The organism is Tropicimonas sp. IMCC34011 (assembly GCF_003390865.1).
In the GTDB taxonomy this organism is placed as follows: domain Bacteria; phylum Pseudomonadota; class Alphaproteobacteria; order Rhodobacterales; family Rhodobacteraceae; genus Tropicimonas_B.
Map to the genome: position 1 here is coordinate 304,894 of NZ_QMEJ01000003.1, position 14,565 is coordinate 319,458.

Sequence of the window (14,565 nt, forward strand, 5' to 3'; positions counted from 1 at the left end):
AGCCCCTCCCATGAGCCTGAACACATTCGGTCATCTCTTCCGCGTCACCACGTGGGGCGAAAGCCATGGTCCCGCACTCGGCGCCACGGTCGATGGCTGCCCGCCCGGCGTTCCGGTGGATGCTGAAGCGATCCAGGTCTGGCTCGATCGGCGCAAGCCCGGCCAGAACAAGTACACCACCCAGCGACGCGAGGCGGACGAGGTGGAGATCCTGTCCGGCGTCTTCGAGGGCCAGACCACCGGCACGCCGATCCAGCTGATGATCCGCAATACCGATCAACGCTCGAAGGATTATGGCGAGATTGCCGAGAAGTTCCGCCCCGGCCACGCAGATATCACCTACTGGCAGAAATACGGCATCCGGGATTATCGGGGCGGCGGCCGATCGAGCGCCCGGGAAACCGCGGCGCGGGTCGCAGCGGGCGGTGTTGCCCGGGCGGCGCTGTCCGCGCTGGCGCCACAGATGCAGATTACCGGCTACATGGTGCAGATGGGCGAGATGGGGATAGACCGGAGCCGGTTCGACCTCGAAGAGGTGGGCCGGAACCCGTTCTGGGTGCCCGATGCCGTGGCGGCCGAGGAGTGGGCCGGGTATCTCGACGCGCTCCGGAAGGACGGCAATTCCGTCGGAGCGATGATCGAGCTTGCGGTCTCCGGTGCCCCGGCGGGCCTCGGCGCGCCGATCTACGGCAAGATCGATACGGATCTGGCGGCGGCGATGATGTCCATCAACGCGGTGAAGGGTGTGGAGATCGGCGAGGGCATGGCGGCGGCGTCGCTCAAGGGCGACGAGAATGCCGACGAGATCACGATGGGACCGGACGGCCCGGTCTTCAACTCCAACCACTCCGGAGGCGTCCTCGGCGGCATTTCCACCGGTCAGGACATCGTACTGCGCTTTGCGGTGAAGCCGACGTCGTCGATCCTCACCCCTCGCCGCACGATCACGAAGGATGGCGCCGAAACCGAGATCGTCACGAAGGGGCGGCATGACCCCTGCGTCGGCATTCGGGCCGTGCCGGTGGCGGAGGCGATGGCGGCCTGCGTGATGCTCGACCACCTGCTCCTGCATCGCGGACAGGTGGGCGAGGGGCTGCGGGGCCGGATCGGCCCCGCCTGACGCGGCTCAGATCCAGTACATCGGCGCACCGTAATGCGCGAAGTACGCTTCCTCCCATGACCTGTCCTGATGCCAGTTTTCGTGGCGGTCGGGGGCGCTCTGGAGCTGCTCGGCCGTGATCCCGCTGGCGAACCCGCCACGCTCGGGATCGTAGGTCAGGGCGCTCCAGGGGATCGGGTGAAAATCTTCCCCGATCCCGAGAAAGCCGCCGAAGCTCATCACCGCGTAGGCGATGCGGCCGCTTTTCTTGTCGATCAGGAGATGGTCGATATCCCCCACATGATCGCCACCGGCGCCGAAGACGCGTGTGCCGTTGACGTCCTGCGAGGAAATGAGGTCGGTATCGGGTCCGGACAGCATGGCTGACCTCCGTTCAGGGTGACGAAAGATCAACCGGCGGAGCGTGACACGGGTTCCGGTTCGGCCGCAGGAGCACGCGGGCTTCTGCTCGAGATCTGGACGGCGAGGATGCCGGCCATGATGATCGCGACGCCGAGCACGTCGAGCCAGCCGAAGCGCTCTCCGAGGAGCAAGGCGGCGATGGCGACGCCGAGGAACGGGTTGAGAAAGTGGAAGACCGCCGCCCGCGTCGCGCCGATGCGACGGACGAGGAACACCCAGACGATGGTCGCCACGACCCCCGATATGAAGATCGCGTAGGTCAGCGAGGCGATCACGACCGGGGTCCAGTTGGCCGGGCCGTGCAGGAGAAACGCGAAGGGCACCAGCGCGGCCCCGCCAACCAGCATCTGCAGCCCGACGACGGCGATGACGTTCCCGCCCGAGGAGGCGCCGGAGACCGACATGGTCGCGATTGCGAGGGCCACGACGCCGATCACGCAGAGCGCGACGGACAACGTGTCCGCTCCCGCTCCGGTCATCCGCGTGCCCATGATCAGGATCACCCCGGCCATCCCGGCCGCTATCCCGGCGATTCCGAGCGGCGGGAGGCGCTTGCCGAGCGCGACCCAGGAAAAGAAGGCGACGACGAGGGGCATGGAGGAGGCGATGATCGCCGCGAGGGACGCCTCGATCCGTTGCATCGCGATCCAGTTGAGCCCGAGATAGAGAGCGTTTTGACAGATTCCGAAGATGATCGTCGCTCGCCATTGGCTCGGCGTCAGCCGGAGCGACTGTCCCATGGCCTTGGCGATGACGATGGCAATCAGCCCCGACAGCATGAACCTGATCACGAGCGCGGTCAGCGGCGGAACGTTGGTGACGACGATCCGGGAAGAGCTGAAGGAGGAGGACCAGATGAAGGCGAAGGCCAGCCCCATCAGGACGGCGCGGAGGTCGAATTTCAACGGAAGACTCCTCGGGGAAAGAAAAATGGCCCGCCACGTTCCCGCGGCAGGCCATGAAAGCGGGCTACAGGTCGCGGCCTGTTCAGCCGTTGACGCTTTCCTTCAGCGCCTTGGCGATGGTCATCTTCACGACCTTGTCCGCGTCCTTCTTGATCTGCTCGCCCGTGGCCGGGTTGCGGACCATGCGCTCGGGGCGCTCGCGGCAATAGATCTTCCCGACGTTGGGAAGGGTCACCGCGCCACCGCCGGACACTTCGTCGGTGATGATTGCGGTGATGGTGTCGAGCGCGCTGGTGGCGGTCTTCTTGTCGGTGTCCATCCGTTCCGCAATCGCGCTGACGAGCTGCGCCTTGGTCATCGGTTTGGCCATTTGGGGGTCTCCTCGTTGTCGCCCGTAGATTGTTTTGTAGCTTGCGCGGCAAAAGAAGGGCCGCCGCGTCGCTGGTTATGTCTATTGTCGCACTTCCCAAGAAAACAAGGCCGATTGCAACCGCGCGGGCGAATTCCGGCCTAAGGCGCCTCAAAGAAACGCGGTTTCCTCGAAACTGCGCAGTTTCCGGGAATGCAAGCGGTCCAGCGGCATCCCGCGGAGCACCTCCATCGCGCGAATGCCGATGAGCAGGTGCCGCGCGACCTGCGTCTTGTAGAAATCGGACGCCATTCCGGGCAGCTTCAGCTCTCCGTGGAGGGGCTTGTCGGAGACGCAGAGAAGCGTTCCGTAGGGCACCCGGAAGCGGAACCCGTTCGCCGCGATGGTCGCGCTTTCCATGTCGAGCGCCACGGCGCGGGACTGGGACAGGCGCCGCACCGGGCCGGACTGGTCGCGCAGTTCCCAGTTGCGGTTGTCGATGGTGGCCACGGTGCCGGTGCGCATGATGCGCTTGAGCTCGAACCCCTCCAGTTCGGTGACCTCCGCCACGGCCTGCTCCAGCGCCTGCTGAATTTCCGCAAGCGCCGGGATCGGCATCCAGACGGGCAGGTCGTCATCGAGGACGTGATCCTCCCGCAGGTAGCCGTGGGCGAGGACGAAATCGCCGAGCGACTGGCTGTTCCTCAGCCCCGCGCAATGCCCGACCATCAGCCATGCATGGGGACGCAGAACGGCGATATGGTCTGTCGCCGTCTTCGCATTCGAGGGACCGACGCCGATATTCACGAGCGTGATCCCGTCGTGGTCGTCCCGCTTGAGATGGTAGGTCGGCATCTGCGGCATCTTCGCAGGCGCCGGAAGCGGCTCATCGGGATCGGTGATCTCGACGTTGCCGGGGCCGACGAAGGCGGTGTACCCGCTCTTCGGATCGCGCAGCATCTGCCGGGCGTAGACCTCGAATTCCTCGATGTAGAACTGGTAGTTCGTGAAGAGGACGTGGTTCTGGAAATGGTCCGGCGTGGTCGCGGTGTAGTGCGAGAGCCGGGCCAGCGAATAGTCGATCCGCTGCGCGGTGAAGAGCGCGAGCGGGCCGGAGCCGTCCTCGTGGGTGACGTTGAAACCGTTGACGATGTCGTCGTGGGTCGTCGTCAGGTCCGGCACGTCGAACACGTCCCGCAGGAGGAAATCGAGCGCGCCCTGCTGCGGCACGGCAAGCGCGCCCTGCCCGTCATCGGCGAAGTGGATCGGGATCGGCGTGGTCGACGGGCCGATCATGACGGGCTGGCCGTGGTTCTGGATCAGGAAGCCGATCTGCTGGGTGAGATATTCGCGGAAGAGATCGGGCCGTGTCACCGTCGTCGAATAGGTTCCGGGAGAGGCCACATGCCCGAAGGCAAGGCGGCTGTCCGCCTTGGCATAGGTCGTCGTGCGCAGCCTGATCTCGGGGTAGAAGGCCCGGAACCGGGCGGTCGGCGTGGGGCCGGTGATGGCGCCCGCAAAGCTTTCCGCGAGGAAATGCGTGGCCTCGCTATAGAGTTCGCAGAGCCGCTCCACCGCCTCGGCGGGATCGGTATAGGGACGGGGCTCGCCCTGGTCCGGCGAGTGCACCGGCAGGGTGTTCGACGGAAATGCGCCGGGCATGGTCATGAAGTCTCTCCCGTCAGGACGTCTATCCGTTCGAAGCTGCGGACGTCGATCAGGCCCTTGTCACTGATCCGCAGCTCCGGGATCACCACGAGGGCGAGAAGGGAATGCTGCATGAAGGCGTTGTTGAGCGTGCAGCCCGCCGCCTCCATCGCCTGTCCGAGCTTGTGCGCCTTGGCTGCGACTTCGCTCGCCGGGCTGTCGGACATGAGACCCGCCACCGGCAGTTCGACCAGCGCCCTCTCCTCGCCGTCCTGCCAGAGCGTCACTCCCCCGCCGACCTCGCCGAGGCGGTTCGCCGCGCGTGCCATCTCCGCGCGGTCGGTGCCGACGACGATCATGTGGTGGCTGTCATGGGCCACGGTGGAGGCCAGCGCGACCGACCCGGTGTAGCCGAAGCCCGAGACGAAGGCGTTCGAAACCTCGCCGGTCGCCTTATGTCGCTCCACGAGCGCGATGTAACAGACGTCCCCCTCCGCCTCCACGGCGCCGTCCCGGACGGGCAGGTCGGCGGTGAGCGCGCGGGTCGGCGCCTGGTTCTCCACGACGCCGATGACGTTGGCCCTGACGCGGTTCGCACCGGCGGGGGCCGGCAGCCGGAAATCGTCCGCCGTCAGATCCCGCGCAAGCCGGACCGTGCTGCGCGCATGGGCCGGCCATTCGAGATGCGGGCACTCGCACAGGATAGACCCGTCCTTGGCCACGACGCGGCCGCGCGCAATCACCGTCTCGATGGGCAGCGTCTCGAGGTCCGACGTCAGGATCAGGTCTGCCCGGCGCCCCGGCGCGATCGACCCGATTTCCCGCTCCAGCCCGAAGTGGCAGGCCGTGTTCAGCGTCGCCATCTGGAGCGCCACGACGGGATCGCAGCCGCATGCGATGGCGTGGCGCACGACGCGGTTCATGTGGCCGTCGTTCACCAGCGTGCCCGAATGGCAATCGTCGGTGCAGAGGATGAAGCCGCGGGGGTCGAGGCCATCCTCGGTGATCGCGGTGATCTGGGCCTTCACGTCGTACCAGGCCGAGCCGAGCCGGAGCATCGCGCGCATCCCCTGGCGGGCGCGCATTATCGCGTCTTCCTTGCGCGTCCCCTCGTGATCGTCCGCAGGACCGCCGGCGACATAGGCATGGAAGGCGGGGCCGAGATCGGGGGCGGCATAATGCCCGCCGACCGTCTTTCCGGCGGCCTGCGTCGCCGCGATCTCCGCCAGCATCTTCGGGTCGGCGTTGGATACGCCGGGGAAGTTCATCATCTCGCCAAGGCCGACGATGCCGGGCCAGGTCATCGCCTCCGCCACGTCCTCGGGTCCGATCTCGTGGCCGGTCGTCTCGAGGCCGGGCGCCGACGGGGCGCAGGAGGGCATCTGGGTAAACATGTTCACCGGCTGGAGCAGGCTCTCGTCATGCATCAGCCGCACGCCCTCCAGCCCGAGCACGTTGGCGATCTCGTGCGGGTCGTGGAACATGGACGTGGTGCCGTGGGGAATGACGGCGGCGGCGAACTCCGCCGGGGTGAGCATCCCGCTTTCGACATGCATGTGCGCGTCGCAGAGGCCGGGGATCATGTAGCGGCCGTTCGCCTCGATCACCTCGGTCCCCTCGCCGGTACAGTGGGAGGCGTCCTCGCCGACATAGGCGATGCGGCCCTCGGCGATGGCGATGTCGTGTCCCGGCAGGATCTCGCGCGTATGCACGTTCACCCACGTTCCGCCGCGGATGACCATGTCGGCCGGCTGCCGCCCCGCGGCGACGGCGATGAGGGTGGGGGCCGCGTCGGCCCAGCTCTTGAGGGGATTTTGCGTCATTGCGGCAGCATGTCGTCTTCGCATGACAGCCGCAAGACAGCGCTACGGGTGGTCGCGGCCGCGCGTCCCTCTAGATGCGCTCACAAAAGTAGACAGGAGGGATCGATGCGCGATCTGGACAGGTTCCTTGCGGCACAGGCGCGGGACTACAGCACTGCGCTCGGCGAGATCGCCCGCGGCAGGAAGGAGACGCACTGGATCTGGTATGTCTTCCCGCAGATCCAGGGCCTCGGCAAATCGGAGACGGCCCAGCTCTACGGCATCCGCGACGTCTCCGAGGCGGAGAGCTATATCGGGCATCCGGTCCTCGGCCCGCGGCTCCGCGCCATCGCGGAGCTCCTCCTGAGCCATGCGGGGACGCCGGCGCGGGAGATTCTGGGCAGCCCGGATGACATGAAGGTCCGTTCCTGCGCGACGCTGTTCCACGCCGCGGCGCCGGGGGAGCCCGTGTTCCGGCGGATCCTCGATGCCTTCTACGACGGGGCCGAAGACCCGGCCACGCTGGACCGGCTGTGAGCGGGACACTTCTCTCCCTCGGCCACGGCTACTCGGCGCGGGCCCTGTCGGCGCGGCTTGTGGCCAAGGGCTGGCGTGTGATCGGAACGACCCGCTCCGAGGACAAGGCAGAGGCGCTGGAGGCGGAGGGCGTCGAGGCGCGTCTCTGGCCGTCGGACCTGTCGGCTGACATCGCCGAGGCGACACATATCCTCGCCTCCGCCGCGCCGGGGGAGACCGGCGATCCCTTTCTTGCCGAGATCGGCGGGGCGCTTGAGGCGGCAAAGCCGGACTGGGTCGGCTATCTCTCCACGACCGGGGTCTACGGCGATCATGGCGGAGACTGGGTGGACGAGGACACACCGCTCGCGCCATCGACGAGGCGCGGCGCCCTTCGGAAGATGGCGGAGGCCGAATGGCGGGCGGCGGCGGAGCGGGGCGGCTGGCCGCTCCGGATCTTTCGCCTCGCCGGGATCTACGGTCCGTCCCGCGGCCCGTTCGAGAAGGTGCGGGCCGGGACGGCGCGGCGGATCGTCAAGGAGGGTCAGGTCTTCTCCCGCATCCACGTCGAGGACATCGCGCAGGTGCTGGAGGCGTCGATGACGGCCGGGAAGACGAGTACCGTCTTCAACGTCTGCGACGACGATCCCGCCCCGCCGCAGGATGTCATTGCCCACGCCGCCGAGCTGCTCGGCCTGCCGACGCCGCCCGAAGTGCGCATCGAGGACGCGGACATGAGCCCCATGGCCCGCTCGTTCTACGCAGAGAGCAAGCGCGTGAGGAACGACCGGATGAAGCGGGAGCTCGGCGTGACGCTGCTCTACCCCGATTACAGGGCCGGGCTTGCGGATCTGCTCTCACGGGGCGGGTAGGGGCGAGCGGCTCGCCTTCCCCCGCGCGTCGACTTGTGGCCCCCGGCGCGAGGGCGTAGCGCTGGCGTCCATGAGACCCGCCGCGTCCAGCTCCCGTGGGATCGCGCTCTTTTTGACCGCGACCCTCCTGATCACCACGATGAGTGCTATCGTCCAACTGCTCTCGGACGGCGTGCCTCTCGGGGAGATCATCTTCTTCCGGTGCTTCGTCGCAATGGTCCCGATCGCGATCTACACGATGATCCGGGGGCAGTTTCCGCGCGCCCTTGGGACGAAAAAGCCGCTCGTTCACCTGCAGCGGGCGGCCATCGGCGTCACCGCGATGGGCCTGAACTTCTATGCTCTCTCCCAGCTCAGCCTCGCGAATGCGCAGGCGCTGGGGTATCTCGCGCCCGTCATGGCGCTGCCGCTGGCGGGGCTGCTTCTCGGTGAGGCCATCGGGCCGCGACATTTCGCGGCCATCGGCCTCGGTTTCGCCGGAGTGGGCCTGATGCTCTGGCCCGCCATGTCCCTGCCGGGGAACGACGCGACCTACGGGATCATCGCAGGTGTCGCCTTTGCCGGGACATCGGCTCTCGTACGCGTGCATATCCGCGGCATGACGGCGACGGAATCCGGCCCCGCTATCGCCTTCTGGTTCACCGTTGCCGGGTCATTCATCGGCCTCATGACCCTCCCGCTCGGCTGGGTGGTGCCAGACGCAAGCACCCTGGCGCTTCTGGCGCTGACCGGCTTGCTCGGCGGCGCGGCGCACATCTGCTCGACCGAGGCACAGGCGCGGGCGCAGGTCTCCACCCTTGCGATCTTCGAGTATTCGGGACTGGTCTGGGCGCTGACCTTCGACGTGGTCCTCCTCGGCGCATTTCCGGGGCCGTGGTCCCTCGCTGGCGCGGGCGCCATCGTCGCCGCGGCCATGCTGTCGACCCTGCCGGCCGCGCTGCGCCGACGTCGCGAGCGGCGCGCGGCCAAAAAAATGCCCCGTCATCCGGCAGAAGGATGACAGGGCGAGGTGGGCCGGCCCCCTCTCTCATGAGAGGTCAGGTTACAGGCGCCGGCGGAACGCTTTGAAAGTCAGGGTTCAGGGTTCGGAGCGGGGCGACGTCAGTTGGGGCGCGGCCCGAGCTCCGAGATGATCTGCTGGCGCAGCACGTCGATCGGAACGCGCGCGCCGTCCTTGCGGAAGTGCCAGTAGGTCCAGCCATTGCATGACGGCGCGCCCTCGAGCGCGGCACCGACCTGGTGGATCGAGCCCGTCATGTCATCCGCGACGAGCGTGCCGTCGGCCCGGACTTTCGCGGCGCGCTGGCCGGACATCGAGGTCAGGGTCTCGCCGGGGCGCAGGAGACCCCGTTCGACGAGCTGGCCGAAGGGAATGCGCGGCGCGGCGCGTTTCGACTGGGTGACGGCGATGGCGCCCGCTTCGAGCCGCCGAACGCGGGAAATCCGTTCCTCGGCGATCTTGCGGTAGCTCTCCTCGCGCTCGATCCCGATCCAGGAGCGGCCGAGGGCCTTGGCGACGGCGCCCGTGGTGCCGGTGCCGAAGAACGGATCGAGGACCACGTCGCCCGGGTTCGTCGTTCCGATCATGACGCGGTAGAGCAGGCTCTCGGGCTTCTGGGTCGGGTGAGCCTTCTGCCCCTCTGCATCCTTCAGACGCTCATGGCCGGTGCAGATCGGCAGGACCCAGTCCGACCGCATTTGCGTGCCCTCGTTCAGCGCCTTCAGCGCCTCGTAGTTGAACGTGTACTTGGAGCCTTCGCCGCGGCTCGCCCAGATCATGGTCTCGTGGGCATTGGTCAGCCGCTTGCCGCGGAAGTTGGGCATCGGGTTCGACTTGCGCCAGACGACGTCGTTCAGGATCCAGAAGCCGGCATCCTGAAGCTTTGCGCCGACGCGGAAGATGTTGTGATAGCTGCCGATCACCCAGAGGGCGCCGTTCGGCTTCAGAACGCGCCGCGCCTCGGCAAGCCAGGCGGAGGTGAACTCGTCATAGGCGCGGAACGAGGAGAAGCTGTCCCAATCGTCGTCGACCGCGTCGACGAGAGAATTGTCGGGGCGATGGAGCGTGCCCTTCAGCTGAAGATTGTAGGGCGGGTCGGCGAAGACCAGATCGACCGAGGCATCCGGAAGGCCGCGCATGGCCTCGATGCAGTCGCCGGAGAGAATAGTATCGCGTGGCACGCCCGCGCGGGCTGCCGTGATGGTCGTGTTTGTCATGTCTCTGCCTCGTATCGGCGCTCTTTTTTGGCGCCTGATTTGATGAGAGGCAGCATTCCGCAAAGGGGAATCGGGGTCAAAAGTTTTTTCTAATCAGACCCTTAAGCTTTCGGCTTGGCACAAGATATCGCGCACGGGTCGGAAGGAACGTCTATGGAATGGTGTCGGGCCGAGATTTCGGAGTGCATCGAGGTGACACTTCGTGCCGTAGCCCGCGTTCGTTTCCCAGCCATAGCCCGGATGCTGTTGCGCCAAGTCCACCATCAGCCGGTCGCGCGCCACCTTGGCCACGATGGAGGCCGCCGCGATGGAGGCGGAGAGCGCGTCGCCCTTGACCACGGCCCGCGCGGGGCAGGGCAGGTCGGCCGGCAGGAGGTTCCCGTCGATCAGCGCGTGACAGGGGGCCGGGGCGAGCTGGCAGAGGGCCAGCCGCATCGCGAGTTGAGCGGCGCGCAGGATGTTGATGCGGTCGATTTCGTCCACGTCGACATGGACGATGGCGACCGAGGCGCAGTCATGGATCGCGCCGGCAAGGGCCTCGCGGCGCGCCGCCGTCAGCTTCTTGCTGTCGTTCAGTCCCTCGGGCAGGCGGTCCGGGTCGAGTACCACGGCCGCTGCGGTCACGGGGCCGGCCAGCGGGCCGCGTCCGACCTCGTCCACGCCGGCGACGAGGCGGGCCCCGAGGGCGATGGCGTCACGTTCGAAGGCAAGATCGGGGAGGGAGGGCGCGTCACTCATGTCCCCTCGGTCGCGCAAACGTGGCTGACGGGCAAGCCCCGACCGCGCTGCGGGGCCGTCACATTCTGGCAATGTGTGCCGGTTCAGGACCGGCAGGGAACCCGTCGCCCGAATCGATGACGGGGGAGCCGAAGCTCCCCCGCCGACGCAAGAGCGGGGTACGTGCTCTCACGCCACTGCTGGACAGGTGCACCACTGGACAGATCGCGGTGCTTGCCTGCCTCAACCCTGAAACCTGTAGCCTTCCCGCGAGAGGCAGCTGACCGACCAGGCCGGCATCACGCGGCCCTGGACCGGGACGCTCGTCCGGCATCTCCGCGGCAATGACGCCGTCCGCAGATTGCTGTTGCGGGTCAGGCAGCGCTGACCCACGAGCGTGCGGCCGCCGACCTGCCGAATGCAGCTTGCGGGGATGCTGTACTTCCGCCCCTCGTAGCGGTGCCGTCCGGCATTGCCGCGATGATCGTTCCAGCGCCGTTCGGCGCGGTGCTTCCGATCTTCCTCATAGGTGCCGTTCTTCTTGCGAAGGACCTCCTGGAGGGGGTGCATGGACTTTCCGTGCTGGTCCGCCGCGGCCGGTGCCGGTGCGAGGGCTCCGAAAGCCAGAACCGCGGACAGGATCGCTCCGCCCATTATCTTGATCATCCGTTCGCTCCTCATCCGAGATTCGGTTGCCTGTAACCTGCTGCCTCCCGGCCCTGCCTTCTTGTGCGGGGCGATGCCGTGGCGGCGTGGTTCAGACTTGGGGCATCCCCCCTCTGACAGGCAATTTCAGCGCGATGTTATCGAATATCCGGGGCCGCGAGGCCTTTGGGATATTGAATGACGGGGCGGTCAGGGCCAGTGTCATGCCATGATGCGCCAGATCGTCCTTGCCCTTGTCATCCTCGTCGTGCCGGCCCTCGCCGAGGCCGCGTGCTATGCCGACTACAAGGCCAAGCAGACCGATCCACTAAGGTTGCACTACGGCGTGATAGAGCTGCCCGAGAGCGCCTGCTCCGATGGAAGTGCCCCGGCGGTGATTTCCAGCCGAATCGAAAAGGACGGCTGGGAACTTCTGACGGTCCTCGGTACCTTCGGCGAAGATGGACTGAAGAAGAGGCGTGGCAGTGCCGGGCAGTACTTTCTCCGTTACTGACATGCGGAAATCAGGCGGACGGGTGGTGACAGTCGGCGTCGCCGCGATCGTCGGCATCCTTCTCACCGGCGCTCTGGTGCTGTTCATCTCCCTGCCCGACGCGTCGGTCTTCAACGACCGGGTGGAACGCATCTTCCTGGAGAATGACGACCTCGTCGGCGCTGCAGAGATTCGCCTGCTGGAGATTCTCGCCGCGAGCGGCACCACCTTTTCAGACGTCCTGAGCAGCTACAGGGTGATCATCTTCGTCCTTCTGCTCTTCGCGACCGCCGTCCTCATCGTTGCCGTCGTGCTCCTGGCGACCATCGCCCAGCTCAATCGGAGGATGGAGGAGATCGAGCGCACCGGCATCCAGATCGGCTCCCTCGTCATCAACCGGGAGGAACAGATCGTCGCGCTCAACGAAATGGAGTTCAAGCTGACCGGCGCGGCCATCGAGACGCTTGCCGTCCTCGCGGAGGCCCGCATGGACGACGACATTCTCTCGGGGGCGCAGATCGAGGCGGTGATCCAGAGCAAGAATTCCGCCGATTGCGACGAAGCCGCCGGCGCGACCCGGATCAAGCGCCTGCGCGACGCCCTCGGCAACCAGATCGTCAGCGAGCTTCTCGTGCGCAACATCGCCCGAAAGGGCTACGTCCTCGCGATCGACAAGAACGTCATCCGGATGCAGTGAGGCGTCCGCCGCGCCGCATGCTTCGCAAACCTCGGGGGACCCTTCACGCCCGCCCGAGTTGCGCCAATCGCTCGCCGGACGATGGCGCCTCTACCGTCCCTATGACGCACGGCAGGGCCTGACCCTCGTCCCGAAAACCGGGTCTCGGGGTGGCCGCACCTGCCGGTCCTGACTGCGTACCGCTCCATCTCTGGATCGAACCAGATCGAACGGGAGCCACGTCGCTGGAGCGAGGCGTTGTAGTTGGACCAGTTCGTCGTGCGATAGTGGGAGGTTTCAGGCTTCGGCATGCGACTGACCTAACCCTACGGATTCCAGAGCCGAATCCCTGCAACCAATAGTTGCAACAAGCCCTTTGTGAGCGTTACTTTTTAAATTAAGCTCCCGAATGTTAAATAAGGGAGGAAGGAATGAATTATTTCGGAGTAATGCGAGCGGTTGCGCTAGGCTGCGGGCTGACCGCAGCGACGACCACCGGAGGAATGGCCCAAGCCGACGAGGATCAGAAGAACATCCTCGTGTTCGGCGACAGCATCACCTGGGGGTGGGTGCCGAAGGATCCCATCGTTCCTACCGAACGACATGCCGAAGAGGACCGCTGGCCCGAGATCATGGCAGAGGCGCTTGGCGACGGCTACCACATCGTGACCGAGGGGCTGAGCGGGCGCACCACCAATGTAGAGGACCCCGATCTTCCGGGTCTGATGAACGGAGCGGAATACCTCGACTCGGCCATCCTGAGTCATGAACCGCTCGATCTCGTCATCATCATGCTCGGAACCAACGACACGAAAAGCCATCTGCATCGAACGCCGCTCGAGATCGGTCTCGGAATGGGGGAGCTGGTGAACATCGTACAGGAGGACGCGGGCCCGGAGTGGTACACTTACGATGTCCCGCAGGTGCTCGTGATAAGCCCGCCGCTCTTGGGCGACGAGATCGATCCGGGAGCCGCCGAGCAGTTCAGGAACGGCAGTGACAAGATCGGACAACTCCCGCCGATTTACTCGGCCATCGCCGAGGCCGCCGGAGAGCACTTCTTCGACGCCGCGAGCGTTGTCGGGAAGAGCGACGTCGGACCGGACGGGATCCACCTGCTCGTTTCGGGGAACGAGGCCCTCGGAACCGCCGTCGCCGAAAATGTGCGAGAAATCCTCGAGTAGCCCGGACAACTCGCCGCTGGCGACACGGTTCGCGCCGGCGGCGAATAACGACGTTTGGCTCACCGATCGGGTTTCGGTCGGATGCTTAGGGTTTGGTATATTCTGACGCGAACGTCGATCTAACCGTAATCGCAGAACATCCGCTGATTCAGTTCTTTGCTTGATCGGCCTCAACAGCTCAGTGGGGTGCACAAATTTGCAAGCTTTCGGGCGCGAAGCGCTCGAAGCGGACATTGCTGGGGCGAGAGATCAAGGCGTGCGTGTTAATCCGTAGCTGTCTCGCAGGCAGGCAAGGAGAACCAGCCTTCTTGCATGGGGGGGATAGTGGGCGGGTCGGCATCTAAGCAGTGGAAGGGTGGCGCCGGCGCGCCGACTGGCGGGAGGTCTAATCCCGCCAGCAGGGACCAATGAGGCCATCAAGTGCGGCGCTCCTCGTGGGGCGCCTCGTGGGTGGTCAGCTCTCACCGAAGAGGTCGAGTTTGTGCTGGATGGCGCGGGCGAAGTTGAGTGCCTGACGTGCGGAATGGAAGAGATCCTGCATTCTCGGCAGGACGGCCGTCAGCGCTTCGACCGTCGCGGAAAGCTCAGTGTGCGTGTCGAATACATCCTGTTTCACACGGCGCAGGCGCTCGCGCGGGATCGGGATCCGCTCTATCGTCGTCCCCGCGTCGCTGACCTTCTTCATCTCACCTATCTCCGCCTTGCCGAGGATAGGCCGGGCCGGATCAGCGGGCTCGTCGCGATCGAGCGCAGAAAGGAGCTCGAGGCGACGTGCTGAGCTGGTCCTTCCCGAAGATGTGGCACTACCCAACCGAACAGCTGGGAGCGCGAGGCCTGCATCTTCCGGACCACCGCGATCGTGAGATCGACTAGGCGCTCCATGAGCGTCGTCGTGATGCCCCCGCTCCGTCCGGCGATCCCGGCCGGTCCGCCGATCGCGCCACGGGCCACGGGCCACGGCGATGTCGGCTTCGGAGTAAATGCGGCCGGCGCCGCATTCATCTCCTCGAACGGCTCGCC

Annotated in this window: 16 protein-coding genes and 1 pseudogene; 7 read left to right on the forward strand and 10 right to left on the reverse strand. The window is 66.1% G+C overall.

Going from position 1 to position 14,565, the window contains the following annotated elements:
* The first annotated feature begins 10 nt into the window (after window positions 1–10).
* Window positions 11–1,120 (forward strand): chorismate synthase, encoded by a 1,110-nt coding sequence (gene aroC, locus DQG15_RS10920; RefSeq protein WP_116085195.1) that lies wholly within the window; start codon window positions 11–13, stop codon window positions 1,118–1,120.
* Between the two features lie 6 nt (window positions 1,121–1,126).
* Here the strand turns inward: aroC and DQG15_RS10925 are convergent, their stop codons facing one another.
* From DQG15_RS10925 to ade, 5 genes are all read right to left on the reverse strand, one after another.
* The gene (locus DQG15_RS10925) at window positions 1,127–1,480 is read right to left on the reverse strand and encodes a PRC-barrel domain-containing protein (RefSeq protein WP_116085197.1); all 354 of its coding nucleotides are present in this window, start codon (window positions 1,478–1,480) and stop codon (window positions 1,127–1,129) included.
* Between the two features lie 29 nt (window positions 1,481–1,509).
* Window positions 1,510–2,400 (reverse strand): DMT family transporter, encoded by an 891-nt coding sequence (locus tag DQG15_RS10930; RefSeq protein WP_116085598.1) that lies wholly within the window; start codon window positions 2,398–2,400, stop codon window positions 1,510–1,512.
* A gap of 109 nt (window positions 2,401–2,509) precedes the next feature.
* Window positions 2,510–2,797, reverse strand: coding sequence for an HU family DNA-binding protein (locus tag DQG15_RS10935; protein ID WP_116085198.1), 288 nt, complete (start codon window positions 2,795–2,797; stop codon window positions 2,510–2,512).
* A gap of 150 nt (window positions 2,798–2,947) precedes the next feature.
* Window positions 2,948–4,438 carry an AMP nucleosidase gene (locus DQG15_RS10940; RefSeq protein ID WP_116085599.1) on the reverse strand — a complete coding sequence of 497 codons (1,491 nt, stop codon included), beginning with the start codon at window positions 4,436–4,438 and terminating at the stop codon, window positions 2,948–2,950.
* A 2-nt stretch (window positions 4,439–4,440) separates the two neighbouring features.
* Window positions 4,441–6,246: an adenine deaminase gene (ade, locus tag DQG15_RS10945; protein ID WP_116085200.1), complete on the reverse strand. Its 1,806-nt coding sequence runs from the start codon at window positions 6,244–6,246 to the stop codon at window positions 4,441–4,443.
* Window positions 6,247–6,351: 105 nt separating this feature from the next.
* Between ade and DQG15_RS10950 the strand changes: the two genes are divergently transcribed.
* The 3 genes from DQG15_RS10950 to DQG15_RS10960 all read left to right on the forward strand — a co-directional run bounded on the left by DQG15_RS10950 (window position 6,352) and on the right by DQG15_RS10960 (window position 8,613).
* The gene (locus tag DQG15_RS10950) at window positions 6,352–6,762 is read left to right on the forward strand and encodes a DUF1810 domain-containing protein (protein WP_116085202.1); all 411 of its coding nucleotides are present in this window, start codon (window positions 6,352–6,354) and stop codon (window positions 6,760–6,762) included.
* On the forward strand, window positions 6,759–7,613 hold the full coding sequence (locus DQG15_RS10955) for an SDR family oxidoreductase (RefSeq protein ID WP_116085203.1): 855 nt from the start codon (window positions 6,759–6,761) through the stop codon (window positions 7,611–7,613). Before DQG15_RS10950 ends, DQG15_RS10955 begins: the two co-directional genes overlap by 4 nt.
* Window positions 7,614–7,683: 70 nt before the next feature.
* Window positions 7,684–8,613, forward strand: coding sequence for a DMT family transporter (locus tag DQG15_RS10960; RefSeq protein WP_116085205.1), 930 nt, complete (start codon window positions 7,684–7,686; stop codon window positions 8,611–8,613).
* 101 nt (window positions 8,614–8,714) lie between these two features.
* Here the strand turns inward: DQG15_RS10960 and DQG15_RS10965 are convergent, their stop codons facing one another.
* The 3 genes from DQG15_RS10965 to DQG15_RS10975 all read right to left on the reverse strand — a co-directional run bounded on the left by DQG15_RS10965 (window position 8,715) and on the right by DQG15_RS10975 (window position 11,213).
* Entirely contained in the window at window positions 8,715–9,830 is a 1,116-nt protein-coding gene (locus DQG15_RS10965; protein WP_116085207.1) for a site-specific DNA-methyltransferase, read from the reverse strand.
* Window positions 9,831–9,923: 93 nt separating this feature from the next.
* Window positions 9,924–10,568 carry a ribonuclease HII gene (locus DQG15_RS10970; protein ID WP_116085209.1) on the reverse strand — a complete coding sequence of 215 codons (645 nt, stop codon included), beginning with the start codon at window positions 10,566–10,568 and terminating at the stop codon, window positions 9,924–9,926.
* A gap of 222 nt (window positions 10,569–10,790) precedes the next feature.
* On the reverse strand, window positions 10,791–11,213 hold the full coding sequence (locus tag DQG15_RS10975; RefSeq protein ID WP_116085211.1) for a hypothetical protein: 423 nt from the start codon (window positions 11,211–11,213) through the stop codon (window positions 10,791–10,793).
* Between the two features lie 208 nt (window positions 11,214–11,421).
* On the opposite strand from DQG15_RS10975, the gene DQG15_RS10980 reads away from it, so the two are divergent.
* Together DQG15_RS10980 and DQG15_RS10985 are read left to right on the forward strand one after the other, a co-directional pair.
* Entirely contained in the window at window positions 11,422–11,706 is a 285-nt protein-coding gene (locus tag DQG15_RS10980) for a hypothetical protein (RefSeq protein WP_370454180.1), read from the forward strand.
* Window position 11,707: 1 nt separating this feature from the next.
* Window positions 11,708–12,382 carry a hypothetical protein gene (locus DQG15_RS10985; protein ID WP_370454181.1) on the forward strand — a complete coding sequence of 225 codons (675 nt, stop codon included), beginning with the start codon at window positions 11,708–11,710 and terminating at the stop codon, window positions 12,380–12,382.
* A gap of 131 nt (window positions 12,383–12,513) precedes the next feature.
* Here the strand turns inward: DQG15_RS10985 and DQG15_RS18620 are convergent.
* Window positions 12,514–12,672: pseudogene (locus tag DQG15_RS18620) on the reverse strand (IS5/IS1182 family transposase); the annotation flags it as partial.
* A gap of 120 nt (window positions 12,673–12,792) precedes the next feature.
* On the opposite strand from DQG15_RS18620, the gene DQG15_RS10990 reads away from it, so the two are divergent.
* Window positions 12,793–13,545 carry an SGNH/GDSL hydrolase family protein gene (locus DQG15_RS10990; protein WP_198665131.1) on the forward strand — a complete coding sequence of 251 codons (753 nt, stop codon included), beginning with the start codon at window positions 12,793–12,795 and terminating at the stop codon, window positions 13,543–13,545.
* A 454-nt stretch (window positions 13,546–13,999) separates the two neighbouring features.
* Here the strand turns inward: DQG15_RS10990 and DQG15_RS18180 are convergent, their stop codons facing one another.
* Window positions 14,000–14,230: a hypothetical protein gene (locus DQG15_RS18180; protein ID WP_157968966.1), complete on the reverse strand. Its 231-nt coding sequence runs from the start codon at window positions 14,228–14,230 to the stop codon at window positions 14,000–14,002.
* Between the last annotated feature and the right edge of the window lie 335 nt (window positions 14,231–14,565).